17 protein-coding genes are annotated in these 21998 nt (G+C 71.8%); 3 read left to right on the top strand and 14 right to left on the bottom strand.

Going from position 1 to position 21998, the window contains the following annotated elements; genetic code table 11:
• Window positions 1–290: 290 nt before the first annotated feature.
• The 13 genes from VV867_RS06925 to VV867_RS31135 all read right to left on the bottom strand — a co-directional run bounded on the left by VV867_RS06925 (window position 291) and on the right by VV867_RS31135 (window position 17298).
• Window positions 291–1283 (bottom strand): lysylphosphatidylglycerol synthase domain-containing protein, encoded by a 993-nt coding sequence (locus tag VV867_RS06925; RefSeq protein ID WP_328565954.1) that lies wholly within the window; start codon window positions 1281–1283, stop codon window positions 291–293.
• On the bottom strand, window positions 1280–2488 hold the full coding sequence (clsB, locus tag VV867_RS06920; protein WP_275630206.1) for a cardiolipin synthase ClsB: 1209 nt from the start codon (window positions 2486–2488) through the stop codon (window positions 1280–1282). The genes VV867_RS06925 and clsB overlap by 4 nt, the downstream gene beginning before the upstream one ends.
• Window positions 2485–3264 carry an endonuclease/exonuclease/phosphatase family protein gene (locus VV867_RS06915; RefSeq protein ID WP_109936042.1) on the bottom strand — a complete coding sequence of 260 codons (780 nt, stop codon included), beginning with the start codon at window positions 3262–3264 and terminating at the stop codon, window positions 2485–2487. The genes clsB and VV867_RS06915 overlap by 4 nt, the downstream gene beginning before the upstream one ends.
• Window positions 3261–4184: a DUF72 domain-containing protein gene (locus tag VV867_RS06910; protein WP_328565953.1), complete on the bottom strand. Its 924-nt coding sequence runs from the start codon at window positions 4182–4184 to the stop codon at window positions 3261–3263. The genes VV867_RS06915 and VV867_RS06910 overlap by 4 nt, the downstream gene beginning before the upstream one ends.
• Window positions 4185–4188: 4 nt before the next feature.
• On the bottom strand, window positions 4189–5409 hold the full coding sequence (locus tag VV867_RS06905) for a zinc-dependent alcohol dehydrogenase (protein WP_328565952.1): 1221 nt from the start codon (window positions 5407–5409) through the stop codon (window positions 4189–4191).
• 59 nt (window positions 5410–5468) lie between these two features.
• Complete coding sequence (locus tag VV867_RS06900) at window positions 5469–5882, bottom strand: CBS domain-containing protein (RefSeq protein ID WP_089393178.1); 414 nt, start codon at window positions 5880–5882, stop codon at window positions 5469–5471.
• 269 nt (window positions 5883–6151) lie between these two features.
• Window positions 6152–8290 (bottom strand): glycogen debranching protein GlgX, encoded by a 2139-nt coding sequence (gene glgX, locus VV867_RS06895; RefSeq protein WP_328565951.1) that lies wholly within the window; start codon window positions 8288–8290, stop codon window positions 6152–6154.
• A 44-nt stretch (window positions 8291–8334) separates the two neighbouring features.
• A complete protein-coding gene (locus VV867_RS06890) occupies window positions 8335–8580 on the bottom strand; it encodes a DUF2934 domain-containing protein (RefSeq protein WP_328565950.1) in 246 nt (81 codons plus the stop codon).
• The gene (gene treY / locus VV867_RS06885) at window positions 8577–11327 is read right to left on the bottom strand and encodes a malto-oligosyltrehalose synthase (protein ID WP_328565949.1); all 2751 of its coding nucleotides are present in this window, start codon (window positions 11325–11327) and stop codon (window positions 8577–8579) included. Before treY ends, VV867_RS06890 begins: the two co-directional genes overlap by 4 nt.
• A complete protein-coding gene (gene malQ / locus VV867_RS06880; protein ID WP_328565948.1) occupies window positions 11324–13360 on the bottom strand; it encodes a 4-alpha-glucanotransferase in 2037 nt (678 codons plus the stop codon). Before malQ ends, treY begins: the two co-directional genes overlap by 4 nt.
• A complete protein-coding gene (treZ, locus tag VV867_RS06875) occupies window positions 13357–15090 on the bottom strand; it encodes a malto-oligosyltrehalose trehalohydrolase (protein WP_328565947.1) in 1734 nt (577 codons plus the stop codon). The genes malQ and treZ overlap by 4 nt, the downstream gene beginning before the upstream one ends.
• Window positions 15087–16619 (bottom strand): glycogen synthase GlgA, encoded by a 1533-nt coding sequence (gene glgA, locus VV867_RS06870; protein WP_109936035.1) that lies wholly within the window; start codon window positions 16617–16619, stop codon window positions 15087–15089. Before glgA ends, treZ begins: the two co-directional genes overlap by 4 nt.
• A 487-nt stretch (window positions 16620–17106) precedes the next feature.
• The gene (locus VV867_RS31135; RefSeq protein ID WP_109933584.1) at window positions 17107–17298 is read right to left on the bottom strand and encodes a DUF2934 domain-containing protein; all 192 of its coding nucleotides are present in this window, start codon (window positions 17296–17298) and stop codon (window positions 17107–17109) included.
• Window positions 17299–17387: 89 nt separating this feature from the next.
• Between VV867_RS31135 and VV867_RS06860 the strand changes: the two genes are divergently transcribed.
• A complete protein-coding gene (locus VV867_RS06860) occupies window positions 17388–18488 on the top strand; it encodes a DUF3182 family protein (protein WP_328565946.1) in 1101 nt (366 codons plus the stop codon).
• Window positions 18485–19240 carry an alpha/beta hydrolase family protein gene (locus VV867_RS06855; protein ID WP_109933586.1) on the top strand — a complete coding sequence of 252 codons (756 nt, stop codon included), beginning with the start codon at window positions 18485–18487 and terminating at the stop codon, window positions 19238–19240. The genes VV867_RS06860 and VV867_RS06855 overlap by 4 nt, the downstream gene beginning before the upstream one ends.
• Window positions 19241–19275: 35 nt before the next feature.
• Here VV867_RS06855 and VV867_RS06850 read toward each other — a convergent pair whose 3' ends face one another.
• A complete protein-coding gene (locus tag VV867_RS06850) occupies window positions 19276–19794 on the bottom strand; it encodes a DUF4142 domain-containing protein (protein ID WP_109933587.1) in 519 nt (172 codons plus the stop codon).
• Between the two features lie 169 nt (window positions 19795–19963).
• Here VV867_RS06850 and VV867_RS06845 point away from each other — a divergent pair, with 169 nt between their 5' ends.
• Window positions 19964–21931: a hybrid sensor histidine kinase/response regulator gene (locus tag VV867_RS06845; RefSeq protein WP_109935374.1), complete on the top strand. Its 1968-nt coding sequence runs from the start codon at window positions 19964–19966 to the stop codon at window positions 21929–21931.
• Window positions 21932–21998 lie beyond the last annotated feature (67 nt).

Raw genomic sequence — 21998 nt, 5'->3', positions numbered from 1 at the left:
CGCGAACGGTTATTCGTCCTACAGGCCAGGGAGGCATGGATTCATCTGCGATTTCGCAACGGGGCTCGGCCTATCGCGGACGGAGTCCGCTCCTACGATTCCAGGAAGCATGGATGTAGGAGCGGGCCCTGCCCGCGATTCGCGCGCAGGGCGCGCTCCTACAGGGGAATGGCATGGCTCGGGCGTAGGAGCGGACTCCGTCCGCGATTGGACTCGCCGGCCATGCCGGACGCCCCGGTGGCACGGATGACGGCGGATAACCATAACCGGTCCGAAGCACGACCCCCATCCTACGGCGCATTCTCCGCCGCCCGCGCCAGGCGTCGCTGGCGGCGGCGCAGGCGGCGGGCCCAGCGTTCCAGCCAGAGGTAGACCAGGCAGGCGAGGAACAGCGGCACCAGGAAGTACAGCACCCGGTAGCCGATCAGCGCCGCCAGCAGGGGGCCGCGGCCCAGGTGGTCGTGGAGGATGGCGATGAACACCGCCTCCAGCACCCCCAGCCCGGCGGGCACGTGCAGCACCACCCCGGCGATGCTGCTGATCAGCAGGGTCGCCAGCACTTCCGTGTAGCTGGCCCTGTCCGGCAGCAGCACGCTCACCAGCAGCGCCATCAGCGACCAGTTGGCCGCCCCCATGGCGCCCTGCAGCAGCGCCAGGCGCCAGCTCGGCAGGGCCAGGCTGTACTGCCGCCAGCCCCAGGCGCGGCGCCGGGCGAAGCGGCAGGCCAGGGGGTAGGCCACGCCCAGGGCCAGCAGCAGAGCGCCGATCAGCCGCAGGCCGTTGCGGCCCACCGACCAGTCGTCCGGCAGGTCGGGGTAGCCGGTGACGAACAGCGCGCCGGCCAGCGGCAGGTAGCCGTACCAGTTGGTCACCAGGCTGAAGCTGAGGATGCGGGTGATGTCCGCCGCGCTCATGCCCAGGCGGCCGTACAGGCGGTAGCGCAGGGCCACGCCGCCGACCCAGGAGCTGAGGTTGAGGTTGAAGGCGTTGCACACGAAGGCCACGGTGAACACCCGCCGCACCGGCAGCGGGTGGCCGATGTAGTAGCGGCTGAGCACGTCGAAGCTGCTGAACACCGCGTAGCTGGCCAGGCTGATGGCCAGCCCCAGGAGCAGGGTGGTGGCGCGGTACTCGCGCAGCAGGTGGAACACCTCCTGCCAGTCGGTGGCGCGGATCAGCAGGAACAGCAGCACCGGCAGCAGCACCAGCAGGGCGATGGAGAACCCGCGCCGGGCCAGCTTCCAGGCCTGCTTGTGCCGCTCCCGCGGCGCGGCGGCGTTCATGGCCGCACCCGCGGGGCGTCCGCCGCCGGCTCGCCGTCCAGCCCCCGTGGCGAGCGCAGCTTCTGCCGGTGCGCCGGCAACTGCCCGGCGATGGCCGGGAAATGGCGCAGGAAGTGGAAGCTCAGGAACACCAGGGGCGCGCGCCACCAGTAGCCGCGGCGCGCCACCTTGCGGCTGATGCGCCGGCAGTTGTCGCGGGCCAGGGCGTCCAGGTGCGCTTCCAGCGCCTGGGCGAAACCTGCGTCGTCGATCATCAGGTTGCCCTCCAGGTTCAGCGACAGGCTCAGCGGGTCCAGGTTGCTCGAACCCACCGTGGCCCAGCGGCCGTCGGCCACCGCCACCTTGCCGTGCAGCGGGCGGTCGCAGTACTCGTAGATCCGTACGCCATCGCGCAGCAGGGTGTCGTAGAGCAGCTTGCTGCACAGGCGCACCAGCGGCATGTCCGGCAGGCCCTGGAGGATCAGGCGCACCTCCACGCCGCGCTGCGCGGCCTGGCGCAGCGCCCGCAGCAGGCGGTAGCCGGGGAAGAAATAGGCATTGGCGATGGTCAGCCGCCGGCGCGCGCGCTGGATCGCCGCCAGGTAGTGCCGCTCGATGGCCGTGCTGCGCGGGCCGTTGTCGCGCAGCACCAGGCAGGCGCGGGTCTCGCCGGCCAGGCTCGGCAGGCCGGGCGGCAGCCGCTCGGGGGTGCTGCCGTACTCCTCCAGCAGGGCCAGGCTGGCCTGGCGGATATCCTGGGCCACCGGGCCCTGCACCAGCACCGCGTAGTCCTGCTTGGCCATGGTGCCGAAGTCGGCCAGGTGGTCGGCGCTGAAGTTGATGCCGCCGACGAAGGCGGTGCTGCCGTCCACCACCAGCAGCTTGCGGTGCAGGCGGCGGAACAGGTTGGTGCGCAGGCCCAGCAGCCGCGGGCGCGGGTCGAACAGGTGCAGGCGCACCCCGGCCTCCAGCAGGCTGCCGATGTAGTCCGTGCCCAGGTCGGCGGTGCCGTAGCCGTCGACGATCAGCTCGACCCGCACGCCGCGCCGGGCCGCCGCCAGCAGTGCCTTGCGCAAGGCCAGGCCGACCTTGTCCTCGTAGATGATGAAGGTCTCCAGCAGCACCTCGCGGCGGGCCCTGGCGATGGCCTCGAACACCCGCGGGTAGAAGGCCTCGCCGTTGACCAGCAGTTCGACACGGTTGCCCGCGTGCCAGCGCTCGTTCATGGGCTCACCTCGGCGAGCAGGGGAAGATGGTCGGACAGGTGCGGCCAGGGCCGGCCGCCCAGCACCTGGCTGGCGTGCACCCGCAGGTTGCGCAGGTAGATGCGGTCCAGGCGCAGCAGCGGCCAGCGCGCCGGGAAGCTGCGCGGGGCGCCCGCCTTGTGGGCGAAGGCCGGCGCCAGGCCGCAGCCGGCGAGCAGGGCGCCGGCCTGGCAGCGCCAGTCGTTGAAGTCGCCGGCGACGATCAGCGGCGCCTGGGCGGGGAGGCTTTCCACCAGGCGGCAGAGCAGCGCCAGTTGCTGCCGCCGCTGCGCCTCGCGCAGCCCCAGGTGCACGCACACGGCATGCAGCGGGGCGCTGCCGGGCAGGTCGATGCAGGCGTGCAGCAGGCCGCGCTGCTCGTTGCCGGCGATGGAGATGTCGTGGTTGTCGTGGCTGAGGATCGGGTAGCGCGAGAGCAGGGCGTTGCCGTGGTGGCCCTCGGGGTAGACGGCGTTGCGGCCGTAGGCGAAGGCCGGCCACATGCTGTCGGCGAGGAACTCGTAGTGCGGCGTGGCCGGCCAGCCGGGGTGGCGCCCGGCGTGCAGCTGGTGCTCGCCGTGCACTTCCTGGAGGAACACCAGGTCCGCCGCGGTGGCGCGCACCGCCTCGCGCAGCTCGTGGAGGATGAAGCGGCGGTTGAAGGCGTTGAAGCCCTTGTGGGTGTTCACCGTCAGTACCCGCAGCGAAAGGCCGCTGGCCATCGCCTGGCCGGCGCCGGTGCGGGCCGGCTGGTTCATGCCCAGCCCTCCACCGCGGCGCCCGGCACCTGCTGCTGCGGCAGGTGGACGTCGAGCAGCTGCATCAGGCGGAAGGCATCGAAGGGCGCGCGCACCTTGATGTCGTTGTCGAAGTAGCAGTACAGCTCGCGGTGCCGGCGGTCGCCGCGCCTGTCCGCGTCGATCAGCTCGGCATCCGCGGGCTGCAGGCCGTTGCGCCACAGGCGGATGCGCTCGCACCAGCGGCGCAGGGCCTTCTCGCCGTAGCCGCTGGCATAGAGTTCCTCGGCGCCGTGCAGGCGCAGGTAGGTGAAGTCCGGGGCGGTGAGGTCCTCGGCGTAGGGCCACTTCGACGGCGCGTCGGCCATTACCAGGGCCACGCCGTGCCGGCGCAGCTGGTCGGTGAAGCCGGGGGTGCAGAAGCTCTTGTGGCGCACCTCCAGGGCATGGCGCAAAGGGAAGCGCCTGCCCGGCGGGCGCTGCCCGTGGCGCAGGCGCTCGTCCGCGGAGCCCGCCAGTTCGGCCGCCGCATGGCTGTCGCGTGGCAGCAGGGCGAGGAACTCCTCCAGCAGTTCGCCGCTGTAGGCCAGGCTGGGCGGCAGCTGCCAGAGGAAGGCGCCGAGCTTCTCGTCCAGCTCCAGGGGGCCGGAGGCGAAGAAGTTGGCCAGGCCCTGTTCCGGCTCGCGCAGGCGCCGCAGGTGGGTGACGAAGCGCGGGCCCTTGACGCTGAAGCGGAAGCCCTCGGGGGTCTGCGCCTTCCATGGGCGGTAGCGCTCGGGCGTCTGCAGGCCGTAGAAGGAACCGTTCAGCTCGATGCTGGCGAAGGCATGGGAGGCATAGCGCAGCTCCTCGCGCTGGGGCAGGCCCTTGGGGTAGAACTCGCCGCGCCAGGGGGCGTAGCGCCAGCCGGAAATGCCGATGTGCAGGCCGTCCGTTCCCATGGCGTCACTCCGTGGCGGGCGGCGCCGGCTGGCGGACGCGTTCCTCGTCGCCCGCGGCGGCGTGCCGGCGCTGCGGTTGCAGTTCCACCTTCACCCAGCCGGTCTGGCGCTGGTCGAACGCCTCGAAGGCGGCGATGGCGTCGCTGATGGGCTTGACCTGGGTGAGCACCTTGGCCGGGTCGATGCGCCCGCTCAGCACCAGTTCGATCAGCCGCGGGATGTACTTGCGGTGGTGGCAGTTGCCCATCTTCAGCGTCAGGTTGCGGTTCATCGCGATGCCGATGGGGAAGGTCCGCGAGTCCGGCCCGTACACGCCGATGATGCCGAGGGTGCCGGCCTTGGCCAGGCCGGCCACCGCCCAGTCGAGCACCTGGGCCGGCGCGTTGCCCGGCGTCCAGGGCGACTCGTGGCCTTCACTGGGCGCCGGGGTGACCTCGCCGTGGCTGCGCTCGGCATCCACCCCGACGGCGTCGATGGCGCGGTCCACGCCGATGCCGTCGGTAAGCCAGAGCAGCGCCTGCAGCGGGTCCTCGCGCTCGAAGTCGATCACCTCCGCGCCCTGCTGGCGGGCCATGTGCAGGCGGTCGGGGTGGCGGTCGATGGCGAACACCCGCGAGGCGCCCTTCAGCAGCGCGCTGGCGATGGCGAACTGGCCCACCGGGCCGCAACCGAACACCGCCACCGTGTCGCCGCTGCCCACCTCGGCCAGCTCGGCGCCGAACCAGCCGGTGGGGAAGATGTCGGACAGCAGGATCGCCTGGTCGTCGCTGATCTGCGAGGGCAGGCGGATGAGCCCGATGTTGGCGTAGGGGATGCGCGCCTTCTCGGCCTGCAGCCCGTGGAACGCGCCGTTGGCCTCGGGCCCGCCGAAGAAGGCGGTGCCGGCGCGCTGGCCGCCGGGGTTGGCGACGTCGCACTGGGCGTAGTAGCCGGCGCGGCAGTACACGCAGTTGCCGCAGGCGATGGTGGAGGGGACCACCACCCGGTCGCCCACCTGCAGGTTGCGCACCTCGTCGCCCAGTTCCTCGACTATGCCCACGCCTTCGTGGCCGAGGATGGTGCCGGGCTTCATGCCGCCCACGCTGCCGCGCACGAAGTGCAGGTCGGTGCCGCAGATCGCCGAGGCGGTGAGGCGCACGATGGCGTCGTTGGGCTGGCGCAGCGTCGGCTCCGGGACCTCGTCCAGGCGGATGTCGCCGACGTCGTGGAATACCACAGCTTTCATGTCGTTCTCCCGCTGTGCGGCCGGCCACGGCCCGGGCGGCGCCGTGGCCAGGGGGCTGGTCAGTGGGCCTGGGCCACGCCGCGCAGCACGGTGTCGCTGGCCTGGGCGTCGCGGCAGGCGGCGATGTTGCCGAGGGAGACCACGCCCACCAGGCGCTTCTCGCGGGTCAGCACCGGCAGCCGGCGCATCTTCACCTGCGCCATGTTGCGGGCCACGTGCTGCACTTCTTCGTCCTCGAAGCAGTAGTGGATGTCGCCGCTCATCACCCGCGACACCGGGGTATCCACCCCCAGCCCGGCGGCCACCGCGCGGACGACGATGTCGCGGTCGGTGACCATGCCCACCAGGCGGTCGCCGTCGTTGACCAGCAAGGCGCCACTGTCGATCCGTGCCATGGCCGCGGCGGCCTCTTGCAGCGAGGTGTCGGGGGCGGTGGTCTGGACGTTGCGCGTCATGATTTCGCTGATTTTCATGCTGTCCTCCATAGCGGTTGCGGTTGGGGACGCCTTCGCGGGCGCCTATAGCTTCCGACTGGGCGCCGGGGGCACCGTTCAGGCGGATTTCATCCGATTGTCCGGGGGAGGGTGTGCTGGCGCCGAACGCGGATAACACAGCGTCAGCCGGCAGGTTCGTAGGGCGAATAACCGTTCGCGGTTATCCGCCGTCGTTCCATGCACCCGGGCCCGACGCAAACGGCGGATAACGCCGTAGGCGTTATGCGCCCTACGGGAAACCACGCCCGTCACCCATCCCCCTCCTTGCGCAACACGAACAACGCCAGCGCCCGCGGGCCCAGTTCGAAGGCGGCGTCGAAGCCGTGCACCAGGCCGTCGTCCAGGGCCGGCGGCTCGGCCATGGTGTCCAGCAGGCATTGCCAGTCGCGGCCCTGGGCCACGCCGGGGAGCTGGAACTGCAGCGGCTCGTGGTGGGCATTGAGCAACAGCAGCAGGGTGGCGTCGGCGCCGCTGCGGCGGATGCCGGTGGGTTGCGCGCGGCCGTCCAGGAGCATTCCCAGGCAGCGGGCCTGGGGCGTTTCCCAGTCTTCCTGGGTCATCTCGCGGCCGTCGGGGGCCAGCCAGGTCACGTCCTTCACCCCCAGCTCGGCGTTGTACTCGCCGACCAGGAAGCGCCCGCGGCGCAGGATCGGGTAGCGCCGCCGCAGGCGGATCAGGTAGCGGGTGAAGGCCTGCAGCTGGCGGCCCTCGTCGTCGAGGTTCCAGTCGATCCAGCCCAGTTCGTTGTCCTGGCAGTAGACGTTGTTGTTGCCCTGCTGGGTGCGGCTGAACTCGTCGCCGGCCAGCAGCATGGGGGTGCCCTGGGCCAGCAGCAGGGTGGCCATCAGGTTGCACATCTGCCGCAGGCGCAGCTGGCGGATCGCCGGGTCGCCCGTGGGGCCTTCCTCGCCGTGGTTCCAGGAGCGGTTGTCGTCGTGGCCGTCGCGGTTGTCCTCGCCGTTGGCCTCGTTGTGCTTGTGGTCGTAGGACACCACGTCGCGCAGGGTGAAGCCGTCGTGGGCGGTGATGAAGTTGACCGAGGCGTAGGGCCGGCGGCCGCGATGGTTGTACAGGTCGCCGGAGGCGGTGAGGCGCCGCGCCAGATCCGGCAGCTGGCCCTCGTCGCCGCGCCAGTAGCTGCGCAGGGTGTCGCGGAAGCGGTCGTTCCATTCCACCCAGCCGGGCGGGAAGCGGCCCACCTGGTAGCCGCCGGGGCCGCAGTCCCAGGGTTCGGCGATCAGCTTGCGGTGGCTGAGCAGCGGGTCCTGGCGGCAGGCCACCAGGAAGCTGTGGCGCTCGTCGAAGCCTTCGGCGTAGCGGCCGAGGATGGAGGCGAGGTCGAAGCGGAAGCCGTCCACGCGCATCTCGGTGGCCCAGTAGCGCAGCGAGTCGGTGACCATCTGCAGCACGCAGGGGTGGCTGAGGTCCAGGGTGTTGCCGGTGCCGGAGTCGTTCACGTAGTAGCGCCGGTCGTCGGCCTGCAGGCGGTAGTAGGAGACGTTGTCGATGCCGCGCATGCTCAGCGTCGGGCCCAGCTCGTTGCCCTCGGCGGTGTGGTTGTAGACCACGTCGAGGATCAGCTCGATGCCGGCGTCGTGCAGGTGCGCCACCATTTCCTTGAACTCGTTGACCTGGCCGCTGGCCAGGTAGCGGGCGTGGGGGGCGAAGAAGGCGATGCTGTTGTAGCCCCAGTAGTTGCTCATGCCCTTTTCCAGCAGGTGCTTGTCGTCGACGAAGCCGTGCACCGGCAGCAGCTCCAGGCTGGTGATGCCCAGGTGGCGCAGGTGCTTGATCAGCTCGGCGTTCATCAACCCCGCGCAGGTGCCGCGCAGGCGCTCGGGCACCGTCGGGTGGCGCATGCTGATGCCGCGCAGGTGCGCCTCGTAGAGCAGCGTCTCGTCCCAGGGGATGCGGGTGAACCGCTGCTCGCCCCAGGTGAAGGCCGGGTCGATGACCTTGCACCTGGGCACGAAAGGCGCGCTGTCGCGCGTGTCGAAGCTCAGGTCCGCGTCGGGCGAGCCGATGGTGTAGCCGAACAGCGCCTCGGACCAGCGCAGCTGGCCCACCAGCTGGCGGGCGTAGGGGTCGATCAGCAGCTTGTTGGGGTTGAAGCGGTGCCCGGCGTCCGGCTCGAAGGGGCCGTGCACGCGGTAGCCGTAGATCTGCCCGGGGTGGGCGTCGGGCAGGTAGCCGTGCCAGATCTCGTCGCTGTATTCGGGCAGCTCGATGCGTTCCAGCTCGCGCTTGCCGCTGGCGTCGAACAGGCATAGTTCGACGCGGGTGGCGTGGGCCGAGAACAGCGCGAAGTTGACGCCCAGGCCGTCCCAGGTGGCACCCAGGGGGAAGGGACGGCCTTCGGTGACTCGCGAGTGCGAGCGTTTGCTCATGAGGGGGTCCTCTGCTTGCCGATGGGGCGGGGAAGGCGCCGGGCTCAGCCCTGGTCAGGGCGCTCGGGGTCGGCGGCGGGCAGCTTGCCCTTGCGCCGCGGCGGTTTCTGCAGCAGGGCCGGCTTCTCCGGCGCCTCGCCGGGGGCCTCGCGCTGGGCGATCTGTTCCTGCTCGGCCTCGGCCAGGCTGCGGGCCATCCGCCAGTGGCGTTCGGCCTGGCCCTCGGGGCGGCCTTCGGATTCCCAGATCTGGTGGGCCAGTTCGCGTACCCGGCGTTCGTCGATGTTCATGGGCTTGCCTCCTCGTCGGCGCAGGTCAGCAGGTTGGCCGGCAACTCGCCCAGCAGGGCGGCCACCGCCAGTTCGGCGTCGTCGTCGCGGTGCCCGCCGGCCAGGCCCTGCCAGTGGCGGCCGGCCAGCCCGGCCGGCAGGCGCACGCGAGTGTCGCCCCAGCGCTCGGCGCCCACCCGCGGCAGCGGCGTGTCTTCCAGCAGGCCCGCGCACAGCCGCGGCACCAGCACCAGCAGGTGCCGGCCGGCATGGCTGCGCAGGAAGGCGAGCAGGCAGCCGGCGTGCTCGCCGTGCAGGTCGAGGGGCTGGTAGCCGCCGTGCTCGAAGAGTTGCGGCCAGCGCCGGCGCAGCTGCAGCGCCTGGTGCAGCAGGGCCTGCTTGATGCGCCCGTCGCGCCAGTGCTCCAGCAGCTGCGGCCAGTCGGGGTTCGCTTGCAGGGTGGCCTGGCGCCGGGCGTAGTCCGGGGTGCGGCGGTTGTCCGGGTCCACCAGGCTGAAGTCCCAGAACTCGCAGCCCTGGTACAGGTCCGGCACCCCGGGGGCGGTGCAGCGCAGCAGGCACTGGGCCAGGCCGTTGAGCGCGCCGGCGGGCATCAGCGCCCGGGCCGCCGCGGCCACGGCGTCGCGCAGTTCCCGGCCGGCGGGTTGCAGGAGCAGGGCGTCGAGGAAGTCCGCGCAGGCGCTTTCGTAGGCCTGCACGGGGGCGCTCCAGTCGGTTTCCAGCTTGGCTTCGCGCAGCGCCTTGAGCTGCCACTGGGCAATGCGCCGGTGGTAGGCGCGCAGCCCTTCGGCGTCGTCTTCGCCCAGCTCGTGGGGCCAGCTGGCCAGCAGGCACTGGTAGAGGATCAGCTCGTCGCCGCCGCTGGGCGCATGGGGCGTCCCGGGGTGGCGCAGGGCCGCGGCCAGGGGGCGCCACTGCGCGACCTGCTCGGCGAACCAGGGGGCGCGTTCGCTCAACGCGGCCAGGCGGGCGCGGCAGTCCTCGCCGCGCTTGTGGTCGTGGGTGGCGGTGGCCAGCAGGGCGCGGGGGAATTCGGCCAGGCGCGCCTGGCAGGCGGCGTGGAATTCCGCGGGTGGCGCCGCCAGGCGCTGCGGGTCGAAGCCCACGTCGTTGCGTCCCAGGGCGGCGGCGTGGCGGTAGCAGGCGGTGTCTTCCAGGGCCTTGGCGGCGATGGGCGGAGTCAGTTGCTGGAAGCGCGCCAGCACCTGCCGGCGCTTCTGCCGCAGCGGCCCGGGCGGCACAGCGCGCAGGGGCTCGCCGCCCAGCACCCGGCCGAGCCAGGCCAGGGTGCGCCGGTCATGCTCGTCCAGGCGTTCCTCCGCGGCGCCGCGGGCCTGTTCGAAATAGCGCCGGTCCTGGGCCGAACGGCCGCAGGCGCCGGCGTAGGTGCGGTACACCGGGAAGGCCCGCAGCAGCTGGAACAGCGCGCGGCGGATGGAGCCCAGGGGCAGGTCGCGGCTGGCCAGGTCGGTGCGCGCCAGTTGCCAGAGCTCCTGGGCCATGCCTTCCAGGTCGCCGGCGAAGGCGCCGCCCAGCACCCATTCGCGGGCCGCCAGGCGTTCGTCATCGAAACCCTGGCGGCGGCCGCTGGTCTGCTCCCAAAGTGCCCGCAGGGGGATTTCGCCGCGCGGGTCGTGCTGCAGCAGCGACACCTGGTTCATGAAGTCGTAGCCGCTGCTGCCGTCCACCCGCCAGTCCGCCGGCAGCCGTTCGCCGACGGCGAGGATCTTCTCCACGTACAGCGGCGCCGTCCCGTCGCGGAACGCCCGGCGCAGGCGCCGGCAGTAGCCGCGCGGGTCGGCCAGGCCGTCGACGTGGTCGATGCGCAGGCCGTCCACCAGGCCTTCCTGCATCAGTTGCAGGAGGTAGGCGTGGCAGGCGCCGAACACATCCGGCAGTTCCACGCGCAGGCCGACCAGTTCGTTGATGTCGAAGAAGCGCCGCCAGTTGATGTCGTCGGCCGCCACCCGCCAGTTGGCCAGGCGGTAGTGCTGGTTCTCCAGCAGGCGGTGCAGGGGCCGCCAGTCCCGGCCCTCAGCCACCTGGTAGAAGCCCAGCAGGCGTTCGCACAGTGCCCCGTCGCCCAGCAGTGCCGCCAGGCGCCGGCACAGGGCAGTGGCCAGCACGCGGGCCTGGGGGTGGCCGCGCAGTTCGGCGAAACGCGGCGCCAGTTCGTACAGCGGGCCTTCGCCGGCGTGCACCAGGATCATCCCGTAGGTGGCCGGGCACACCGGGAAGCACTGCTCGCCGTAGTGCAGCTGGAAGCAGCCGGCGTGCTCGGCGAAGCCCAGGCGGATGCGCCCGGCCCGCAGTTCGTCGAAGTAGTCGCCGCCCAGGCAGGGCAACAGCACCTGGCGGTCCAGCAGCGGGTCGTCGCTGCGCCAGTGGATGTCGAAGAAGTGCGCGTAGGGGCTGGCCAGGCCCCAGCGCAGCACGTCCTGCCACCAGGGGTTGGCCTGGCCGATGCGCATGTGGTTGGCCACTATGTCGACGATCAGCCCCATGCCGCGCAGGCGCAGGCCGCCGACCAGCCGGCGCAGGGCCGCCTCGCCGCCCAGCTCGGGGTTGATGCGGGTGGGGTCGACCACGTCGTAGCCGTGGCCGGAGCCGGGCTGGGCGGTGAGCAGCGGCGAGGCGTAGAGGTGGCTGATGCCCAGTTCGGCGAAGTAGTCCAGCCAGGGCAGGGCGTCGTCCAGGGTGAAGTCGCGGTTGAACTGCAGGCGCAGGGTGGCGCGGATGGCGTTCATGAGTCGTGCCCCCGGCGCGCCTGGTCCAGGCGTTCCAGGCGCGCGTTCACCGCGGGGATGTCGAGCATCTGAGCGGCCCGGGCCGGGTAGCGTCGGCGCCAGTTCGGGTGTTCGTCGCCGGGGCCGGGCAGGTTGGGCTGCTCGACGCTGCCCAGGGCGTCTTCCAGGGGCAGCAGCACCAGCGGCGCCGGGGTGCGGCCGACGAACTCGATGGCGCCGTCCAGCGGCTCGCGGGCGATGCCGTTCCCGGCCAGCGCCCGGGCCAGGCCCTGGACGTCCCGCTGGCGTTCCTCGCGGTCGTGCCGTGCCTGTTCCTCGCTGCGCTGGCCCAGGCGCTCGCGCCAGTCGATGTCGTGGCCCTGGCGCCAGCCCTCCAGGCTCGGCAGGTCGTGGGTGGTGGTGGTGGCCAGGGCCGCGTCCGGCCAGTGCGCCGGGGCGTGGAAGTGGCCGCCGGCCTGCTCGAACAGCAGCACCCGCATGCCCAGGATGCCGTGTTCGGCGAGCCGCTCGCGCAGGCCCCCGGGGATGGTGCCGAGGTCTTCGCCGATGATCAGCGCCCGGGCCCGCCGCGCCTCCAGGCAGATGAGCCGGAGCAGGTCGTCCAGCGGGTATTCCAGGTAGGCGCCGGCTTCCGGCGGTGCGCCCTCGGGGATCACCCACAGGCGGCGCAGCCCCAGCACATGGTCGATGCGCAGGCCGCCGGGGTAGCGCAGGTTGGCCCGCAGCATCTCGATGAAGGCGCGGTAGCCGTGCAGGCGCAGGCCGTGGGGCGAGAAGGCGCAGATGCCCCAGTTCTGCCCGGCGCGGTTGAGCACGTCGGGCGGGGCGCCGACGCTGACTCCGGCCAGCAGTTCGTCCTGCCGCATCCAGGCCTGGCTGCCGCGCGGGTCGGCACCCACCGCGAGGTCGGCGATCAGGCCGATGCCCATGCCGGCGTCGCGCGCCGCCTGCTGGGTGTGTTGCAGGCAGCGCGCCAGCAGCCATTGGCAGAACTGCTGGAAGTCGATTTCCTCCGGCTGTTCGAGCAGGAACTGGCGCACGCCTTCGGCCTCCGGGCGGAGGAAGGCCGCCGGCCAGTGGCGCCAGTCCAGGCCGTCGCCGGCCTCGCCGCGGCGGCGTTGCAGGGCCTGGAAGCAGCAGTGCTGCAGCAGGGCCTCGCCACCCTCGTGGCGGAAGCGCTGGAAGTCACGCTGCAGGCCGGCGTCGGCCCGGGCGAAGCCGCCATGCAGTTGCCGCAGCAGGCGCTCGCGGGCCCGGGCGCTGCCTGGCCAGTCCACCAGGGGCAGGCTTTCCAGCTCGTGCAGTTCCTCGCCCAGCCCGGCCTCGGCGATGGCCCGCTCCACCGCGGCCTGGCCGAAGACCTGGCGCGGCGCGGCGTGCAGTTCGTTGAAGAACAGCCGGCTGGAGGGCGAGTAGGGGCTGTAGGCCTGGCGGACGGCGGCGAACATGGCATGCAGCGGGCTGATGGCCAGGGCGTCGGCGCCCTTGGCGGCGGCGCTGCGGGCCAGGGCCTCCAGCGCCGCCAGGTCGCCCAGGCCACCGTCGCCGGGCTCGCGCAGGGCATACAGCTGCGCCGCCAGGCCCCAGGCGTGGCGGCGCCCGTCGCAGAGTTCCGGCACCTGGGGGCAGCGGGGCGGGGCGACGGCCAGGCTCAGCTCCCGCTCGGCCAGTTGCAGGCGGTAGTAGCCGCATTGGGCCACGGGGGGCAGGGCGCTGGCCTCGTCCAGGCGCCCCTCGATGTCCTCGCCGTGCTCGGGGACCAGCCGGAACGCCTCGTTGGGCCTGGCCAGGGGGCCCAGTTGCAGCGGCCGGCCCTGGTCCAGGGTCAGCAGCGAGGGCGGCGCGGCGCGCTCCTGGCGCACCTGGCCGAGGCTCTGGCATAGCTGCCCGGGGCTCTGCGCCGGCAACCCCAGGGCCTCCAGCACCTGGCGCAACACCTCGGGGCTGGCCTGCTGCGGGCGGTTGTCGGCATCCACCCAGTCGAGCTTCAGGCCCGCCTCGCCGGCCAGTTCGCGCAGCAGCGCATCGCTCATGGGCTGTCCTCCAGGCTCAGGGCCAGGCTGCCGGGGGCGAGCCGGCCGGCGCGGTAGTCGGCGACTTCCTGGCCTTCGCAGAAGAGGATCTGCGTCTGCGCCGCCGGCGCCTCGACGAAGACTTCCTCGCTGCCCAGGTTGAGCTCGATGCGCCACAGGCTGCCATCGCCCAGGCGCCAGCGCGCGCTCACCGCCGCCTCGCCCAGGGGCACCGCGCCCAGGGCGCGGGTGCCGTCCAGGCGTGGGATGAGCCAGGCATGGCGCAGCTCCAGCAGGCGCCGGTAATGGGCGCGCCAGGCGCTGTCGGCGTGTTCCGGGCGCGGCCGCGAGGCGACGAAGGTCTCGTAGTCGTTGGGCTCGGGGAGGGCGCCGGAGAAGCGGCCGAAGGCGGCGAACTCCTGGCGCCGCCCGTCGCTGACCGCCTTGGCCAGGTCGCCCTGGTAGTCGGTGAAATAGAGGAAGGGGTTGCGCTCGCCCCATTCCTCGCCCATGAACAGCATCGGCACCATGGGCGCCAGCAGCACCAGGGCCACCGCCACGCGCAGGCGCTCGGGACGGCTCAGGGCGATCAGGCGCTCGCCCAGGGCGCGGTTGCCGACCTGGTCGTGGTTCTGCAGGAAGGCCACGAAGGCCAGCGGCGACAGCTCGGCGCTGGGTTCGCCGCGCACCCGCCCGCGGTAGTCGCGCTGGCCCTGGAAGACCAAGCCCTCGGCCAGGCAGGCGCACAGCTTGGCGGTGGTGGCCCCGGCGTAGTCGGCGTAGTAGCCCTCGCGCTCGCCGGTCAGCAGGTGGTGCAGCACGTGGTGCAGGTCGTCGTTCCACTGCGCGTCGAAGCCCTGGCGCAGCAGGCTCGCCTGGTTGTCCTCGTTCTCCAGCACCAGGTGCAGGTGGCGGCCCTGGGCGGCGCTGCGGGCGCGCCCGGCCAGCTCGACCAGGAAGGCCTTGTCGGCGATGGCGTGCACGGCGTCCAGGCGCAGGCCGTCGACGCGGTAGTCGCGCACCCACATCTCGGCGTTGCCGATGAAGAACTCGCGCACCGCCGGGCGGGCGAAGTCGATGGCGTGGCCCCAGGGCGTGGGCTGCTCGCCGAAGAAGCCCGAGGCGTATTCGCCCAGGTAGTTGCCCTGGGGGCCGAAGTGGTTGTAGACCACGTCGACGAAGACCATCAGGCCCAGCAGGTGGGCCTGGTCGATCAGCCGCCTGAGGTTCTCCGGGGTGCCATAGGCCGAGGCGGGGGCGTAGGGCAGCACGCCGTCGTAGCCCCAGTTGCGGCGCCCGGGGAAGGCGTTGAGCGGCATCAGTTCGATGGCGGTGACGCCCAGTTCGACCAGCCCCGGGAGGAAGTCGAGCAGGGCGCCGAAGCCGTCGAACAGGCCCACGTGCAGTTCGTAGAGCACCGTCTCGTGCCAGGGCCGGCCGCGCCACTCGCGGCTCTGCCAGGCGTAGGCGGTGGGGTCCTGCACCAGGCTGTCGGCCTCCACGCCGCCGGCCTGGGCCCGCGAGGCCGGGTCGGCCACCGACAGCCGGTCGTCGATGCAGAAGCGGTAGGCGCTGCCGGCCGCGCAGGGGATTTCCAGGCTGTACCAGCCGTCGTCCAGGGCCTGCATGGGCAGGCGGCTGCCGTCGCCCAGCTGCAGGTCCACCCGCCGCGCGTCCGGCGCCCAGATGGCGAAGCGCGTCAGCCCGTCGGGCTGCGGCAGGGCTCCGGCCCGGGGCAGCTGGCGGCTCATCGGCGCACGCTCACGGGCAGTTCCGCGAGCAGGTCGCGGTACAGCCGGGTATAGGGGCGCACCGCCTTGCTCCAGTACGGCGGGGCTTCCATGGCCTTGCAGCGCATGGCGTTGAGCAGCTCGGGGTAGCGGTGGATGTTCAGCGCGCGCTGCACCGCTTCGAAGTAGCTGTCCGGGTCGCCCTCGCGGAACAGCAGGCCGGTGACGCCGTCGACGATGGTGTCGGCCAGGCCGCCGGTGCAGCGGGCGATGGGCAGCGAGCCGAGGCGCTGGGCGTACATCTGGCTCAGCCCGCAGGGTTCGTAGCGCGAGGGCATCAGCAGGAAGTCGCTGGCGGCGTAGATGCGCCGCGCCTCGGTCTCGTCGAAGCCGATGCGCACGCCGACGCGCCCCGGGTAGCGCTCGGCCAGTTGCGCCATGGCCCGCTCCAGCGGCGGCTCGCCGCGGCCGATCGCCACCAGGCGGCCGCCGGCCTCGACCATGCGGTCGGCGATGGCCAGGGTCAGGTCGATGCCTTTCTGCTGCACCAGGCGCGAGACCACGGCGAACAGCGGGCCGCGCCCGGGCAGCAGGCCGAAGCTGCGCTCCACGTACTCGGCATTGCGCCGCTTGCCTTGCAGGCGGCGGGCGTCGAAGCGCGCCACCAGGTGCGGGTCGCTGCGCGCGTCCCAGCTGGCGTCGATGCCATGGGTGATGCCGCTTAGGCGGCCTTCCCGGCGGCGCTGCGCGAGCACGCCCTGCAGGCCGCAGCCGAAGGCCTCGCCGGTGATCTCGCGGGCGTAGGTCTCGCTGACGGTGGTGATGTGGCTGGCATGGTTGATGCCCGCCTTGAGGAACGACAGCTTGCCGTAGAACTCCATGCTCTCCGGCAGCCCGGCGTGCTCGGGCAGGCCCAGCTCGGCGCAGCTGCCCAGGGGGCAGGCGCCCTGGTAGCCGAGGTTGTGGATGGTTAGCACGCTGGGCGTGGCCTGCCCGCGCCAGGCCATGTAGGCCGGGGCCAGGGCGCTGGGCCAGTCGTTGACGTGGAGCAGGTCGGGGCACCAGCCGGGGGTGGCCAGGCCGGCGGCCATGTCGGCGGCGGCCAGGCTCAGGCGGGCGAAGCGGATGTGGTTGTCCGGCCATTCGTTGCCGGCGTCGTCGCCATAGGGCGTACCCTCGCGGTCGTAGAGTTCGGGGCAGATGACCACGTAGACGCGCAGGCCGTCGGCCAGTTGCAGCTCGCCGATGTCGCAGGGCGGCAGCGCGGCCAGGCCCGGCAGGTGGCCGACCACCCGGCAGGCGACCGCGCCCTTGAGCACCTGGCGGTAGCCGGGCAGCAGCACGCGGATGTCGTGCTCGGCCAGCAGCGCCCGCGGTAGGGCGGCGGAGACGTCGCCCAGGCCGCCGGCCTTGACGAAGTCGGTGAGCTCCGATGTGACGAAGAGGATCCGCCTGCGCCGCACGGGGGTGACTTCCGCCGTCAGGGAAAACGGCGGCAGCGTGGGTGGGCAGGGGTCTTCCAGGCGGGCATCGGCCAGCAGGTTTCGCATCTTCCACTTCCTCTTTGCAGTGGGCCGGACAATCCTGCCGGCCTTCGTTGGGAGTCTCCGCTTCGCCGGCGACCTCTTCAGGGGGACCGGGCCGCGCGGTGCGAAGTTTCGATTTTCTGCCGGGCCGGGCCGGCGTTTGCCGCTGCGGAACGCACTGCGGGGCAGGCGCCCCGGGCTCAGTACGCAAAGCAGGCTCCGTACCAGGCGGTGCGCTTGTTTCAGGCCGTTGATTCAGAAGGGGAAATGGTGAGTCTGATGGCGTTGTGATGCGGGCGCGTTGCACGACCGGGATGGAGGTGCCGCGCATTTTGCAGGGGTGGGTGGGGAGGCGAGGTGGGGGCGAATATCCGTGGTTTTGCCTGATGATTCGTGCGGCCGCTGGGCCATCGCGGACTCCGTCCGTGATTGGATTCATCGGCCGCGCCGGACACCCTGGTGGCACGAATGACGGCGGATAACCGCAAACGGTCATTCGGCGCCGACGGCATCACCCGCCCCGGCGATGCTTCCGCGCCTTGCCCGCCGGGGGCGCGTCGCGGGCGGCTTCCACCGGGAGGATTTCGCCCAGGTGTTCCCGGGCCATTCGCCAGTGGCGTTCGGCCTGGCCGCTGGGGCGGCCTTCGGCTTCCCAGATTTCGTGGGCCTTCTGGCGTATCTGCGCCTCGCGGTCCTGGTCCATCGTCCTGTCCTCGCTTCATCGACTCCGTAGAACCACTGACTGCGGGCACAGTCGAGTGTTCATACGCCACGCACGAAGGGAGCGGCCGCATGATCCACGCCGAGAATCGACGTATCGTCATCGCCACCTCGCCGCAGGCCGACCCTGCGCCCGAGGACGCCTGCAGCAACCGCGAGCTGGCCCGCTGGCTGGCGGAAATCCAGGGGCTGGAGTTCTTCGACGGCCCGCCCGCGGCACGGGACCCGCAGCGACACTACTACTGGGTGCCCAGCGACACCCTGGTGGGCCGCGAGCAGGCCCGCCGGCTGGGTGTGCAGGGGCCGCTGGACCTGTTCGGCGGCTATGTCGAGCAGGCCCACCAGGCCGGCAAGGCGATCGTCCACCCGCTGATCGAGCACGCCGCGCTCACCCCGCGGGGCTGGGCGGCCGGCTTCGCCGAGCGGGTGGCGTCGGTGGTGCTGGATGGCCACAGCGCGTTCTGCTGCCAGGACGCCTGGCGCTGCGCCAGCGCGCGCCTGCCGCGTGGCCCGCAGCGGCTCAAGCCGGCGGGCGGGCGCGGCGGCCTGGGGCAGCGGGTGGTAGTCGACGTGGACGAACTGGAGGCGGCGCTGGCCGGCTACGACGAGGCGGACTTCCTGGCCGGCCTGGCCATCGAGGACGACCTCGCCGAGGTGCGCACCCTCAGCGTCGGCCAGGCCCAGGTCAGCGGCGTGCTGCTGTCCTACCATGGCTTCCAGCAGCAGAACCGCAACGCCCGCGGCGAGCTGGTCTACGGCGGCTCCGACCTGCTGGTGGTACGCGGCGACTTCGACGCCCTGCTGGGGCTGGACCTGGCCGCCGAGGTTCGCCTGGCGATCCAGCAGGGCCGGGCCTTCGACCGCGCCGCCAGCCAGTGCCTGCCGCACTTCTTCGCCTCGCGGCGCAACTACGACATCGCCCAGGGCGTGGATGCCCGGGGCCGGCAGCGCAGCGGCGTGCTGGAGCAGTCCTGGCGCGTGGGCGGTGCCACCGGCGCCGAGCTGGCCGCCCTGCAGGCCTTGGTGGCGGACCCGGCGCTGCAGGCGGTGCGCGCCTCGTCCTTCGAGATCTTCGAGGACAAGGCGCTGCCGGCCAATGCCCGGGTGATCTACCGCGGCCCCGACCGGCGTGGCGACTTCCTGCTGAAATACGCAATGGTGGAGGACCTATGACGCCTTATGACGAGCGCATCGACATCAACGTCGACTCCCTGCGCCTGCAGGGCAACTTCCTCAGCCCGCGTACCCATGTGCCCGGCGTGCTCTTCGTGCACGGCTGGGGCGGCAGCCAGCAGCGCGACCTCAGGCGCGCCCGCGGCATCGCCGGCCTGGGCTGCGTGTGCCTGACCTTCGACCTGCGCGGGCACGGCGCCGAGGAGCGCCAGCGCGAGTGGATCACCCGCGAGCACAACCTGCGCGACCTGCTGGCCGCCTACGACCGCCTGGCCGCGCACCCGCAGATCGACCCCGGGGCCATCGCCGTGGTCGGCACCAGCTATGGCGGCTACCTCGCCTGCATCCTCAGCGAGCTGCGCAAGATCCGCTGGCTGGCCTTGCGCGTGCCGGCACTGTACCGCGACGAGGACTGGGACCGGCCCAAGCGCGAGCTGCCGCGGGACGACCTGATGGCCTACCGCTCCAGCCGCGTGCCGGCGGCGAGCAACCGCGCCCTGCGCGCCTGCGCCGCCTTCACCGGCGACGTGCTGCTGGTGCAGTCGGAGCACGACGACTTCATCCCCAGCGCGACCATCCTCAGCTACCGGGCCGCCTTCCAGCAGACCCACTCGCTGACGCACCGGATCATCGACGAGGCCGATCATGCGCTGAGCACCGAGCTGGCCCAGGACGCCTATACCGACATCCTGGTGCGCTGGATCACCGAGATGGTGGTGGGCGAGCGCGCCAACCGCCTGGTGCTGGGCTGACGCGGGCCGGGGCGGGGCCGCCCCGGCGGCCGCCGTCACCTGGAGGGATGCGCCTTGGCCAGGTCCTGGGCCATCTGCAGGTGCTGCTTGAGCACCGGCAGGGTCACCCGGGCGAACTGCTGCAGGTCGGGATCGCTGGCGCTGTCGGCCGCTTCGGTGAACAGTTGCACGGCCTTCTCGTGGGCCGCGACCTGGTTGTCGGCGTAGGCGGCGTCGAAGGACTCGTCGCGCATGTCCAGCGCCTTCGCCTTGGCCCTGTCGGCCATGCCCGGCTGGTCGGACAGCTCGAGGTGCTTCCGGGTGGCCAGGGCCTGCAGTTCGGTGTTGGCCTTGGTGTGGTCGTCGATGATGTGCTGGGCGAAGGTCTTCACGTCGGCCGCCTGGCTCTTCTGCAGGGCCAGCTTGGCCGCGTCGATCTCGGCCTGGCCGGCGGCGGAGGCCTCGCTGGCGAAGGCCTGGTCGCGGGCGGCGGGCTCCGCGGCGAAGAGGGGTGCGGCGGCGCCCAGCAGGGTGGCCGACAACAGGGTGCCGCGCAGTAGGGCGGGGATGTTCATGGCAGTTCTCCATCGGTCTGTGGGATGGCCCCGGGGCATGGGGCCCACAGGGTTGACGGGGCCTGGCGGGGCGGGTTCAGACTTTCCACCCGGCGGGCCCCTTTTGGCGGCCGATGAGGTACGCCCTGCGAAGCTGTGCTTTGCTGAAGCGATTCGGTGGAGGAACGCCATGTCAGGAACGATCGCCAGCAACGCGCAACTGGTGGAGGACGCCCGCTATCGGTTGCTGATGGAGGCGGTGACGGACTACGCCATCTACATGCTCGACCCCAACGGCCTGGTCGGTAGCTGGAGTTCCGGGGCACAACGGCTCAAGGGCTACGAGGCCCGCGAGATCATCGGCCGGCATTTCTCCTGTTTCTACCCGCCCGCCGACCGCAAGGCGGGGCTGCCCGAGCGGGCGCTGGCCACCGCGGCGCGCGAGGGGCGCTACGAAAGCGAGGGCTGGCGGCTGCACCGCGATGGCTCGACCTTCTGGGCCCACGTGGTGATGGACGCGGTGCGCGACGACAGCGGCGAGCTGCTGGGCTACGTGAAGATCACCCGTGACCGCACCGCCCAGCACGAGACCGAGCAGGCGCTGCGCCGCAGCGAGGAACAGTTCCGCCTGCTGGTCAACGGCGTGTCCGACTACGCGCTGTACATGCTTGAACCGGACGGCCGGGTGGCCAGCTGGAACTCCGGGGCGCAGCGGATCAAGGGCTACCGTCCGGAGGAGATCATCGGCCGGCATTTCTCCTGCTTCTACACCGCCGAGGATTGCAACGACGGCGTACCCGAGCGCAGCCTGAACATCGCCCTGGCCGAGGGACGCTACGAGGAGGAAGGGCTGCAGGTGCGCAAGGACGGCAGCCGCTTCTGGGCCAACCTGGTGATCGACCCGGTCCACGACGACGCCGGTACCCTGCTGGGCTTCGCCAAGATCACCCGCGACATCACCGACAAGCGCTATGCCCAGGAGGAGCTGGAGCGGGCGCGCAACGAGCTGATCCAGTCGCAGAAGATGGAGTCCCTGGGGCAGCTCACCGGCGGCGTCGCCCACGACTTCAACAACCTGCTCACGGTGATCATCGGCGGCCTGCAACTGCTGCACCGGCACCTGCCGGCCGACGCCGAGCGCGTCCAGGACATCTGGCGCAACGCCCTGGAGGCCACCCGCCGTGGCGCCCAGCTGACGCAGCGGATGCTCGCCTTCGCCCGCAAGCAACGGCTGTTCCCGCAGCCGATCGAGCTGCCGACGCTGCTGCAGGACATGAGCGAGCTGCTGCTCAGTTCGCTGGGGCCGACCATCACCATCGAGACGCGTTTCCCCCTGCACCTGAACCGGATGATGAGCGACCAGAACCAGCTGGAGCTGTCGATCATCAACCTGGCGACCAACGCCCGCGACGCCATGCCCCAGGGCGGAGCCATCACCATCTCGGCGCGCAACGAGACGCTGCTGGACGGCCAGCGCACCAACCTGGCCGGCGGCGACTACGTGTGCCTGGCGATCTCCGACACGGGGCAGGGCATGGATGCCGAGACCCTGCGCCGGGCGGCGGAGCCCTTCTACACCACCAAGGCCACTGGCAAGGGCACCGGCCTGGGCTTGTCCATCGTCCATGGCATAGCCCAGCAGCAGGGCGGCGCGCTGATGCTGCACAGCGCGCCGGGGCAGGGCACCACCGCGGAAATCTGGCTGCCGGCGGTGCTCCCCGCGGCGGACGGCGAAGAGGACGCCCAGGAAACTGCGGCCCAGGCGGCTATGCCGGAAAGGGTGGAACTGAGCGTGCTCATCGTCGACGACGACCCGCTGGTGCTGACCGGCACCGCGGCCCTGCTGCTGGAGCTGGGCTGCGAAGTGCGCCGCGCCGACTCCTCGCAGCATGCGCTGGAGCTGCTGGCGAAGGAGGGAGAGGCGTTCGACCTGCTGCTGACCGACTACGCGATGCCCGACCTGGACGGCATGCAGTTGATCCAGCGCGCCCGGCAGGCGCTCCCGACGCTGTGCTGCGTGCTGATGACCGGCTACCCGGCACGCCTGGAAGGCTGCCCCGCGTCACTGCGGCGCCTGGCCAAGCCCTTCGACCGCGAGCAGTTGCTGGCGCTGCTGGTGGAGGTGCAGGCCGAGGCCGGAAAAACCGAACCAAACTGACGCGGCGCGTCCAAAGCAAGGGTGACAGCCACCCTTGCCCAAGGAGGTACGCCATGGTCCCTTTCAT

Origin of the sequence: Pseudomonas sp. JH-2, assembly GCF_036231725.1 — a bacterium.
In the GTDB taxonomy this organism is placed as follows: domain Bacteria; phylum Pseudomonadota; class Gammaproteobacteria; order Pseudomonadales; family Pseudomonadaceae; genus Pseudomonas; species Pseudomonas delhiensis.
The sequence above is the reverse complement of the archived record's forward strand: the minus strand, read 5'-3'. Positions and strand labels throughout refer to the sequence as shown.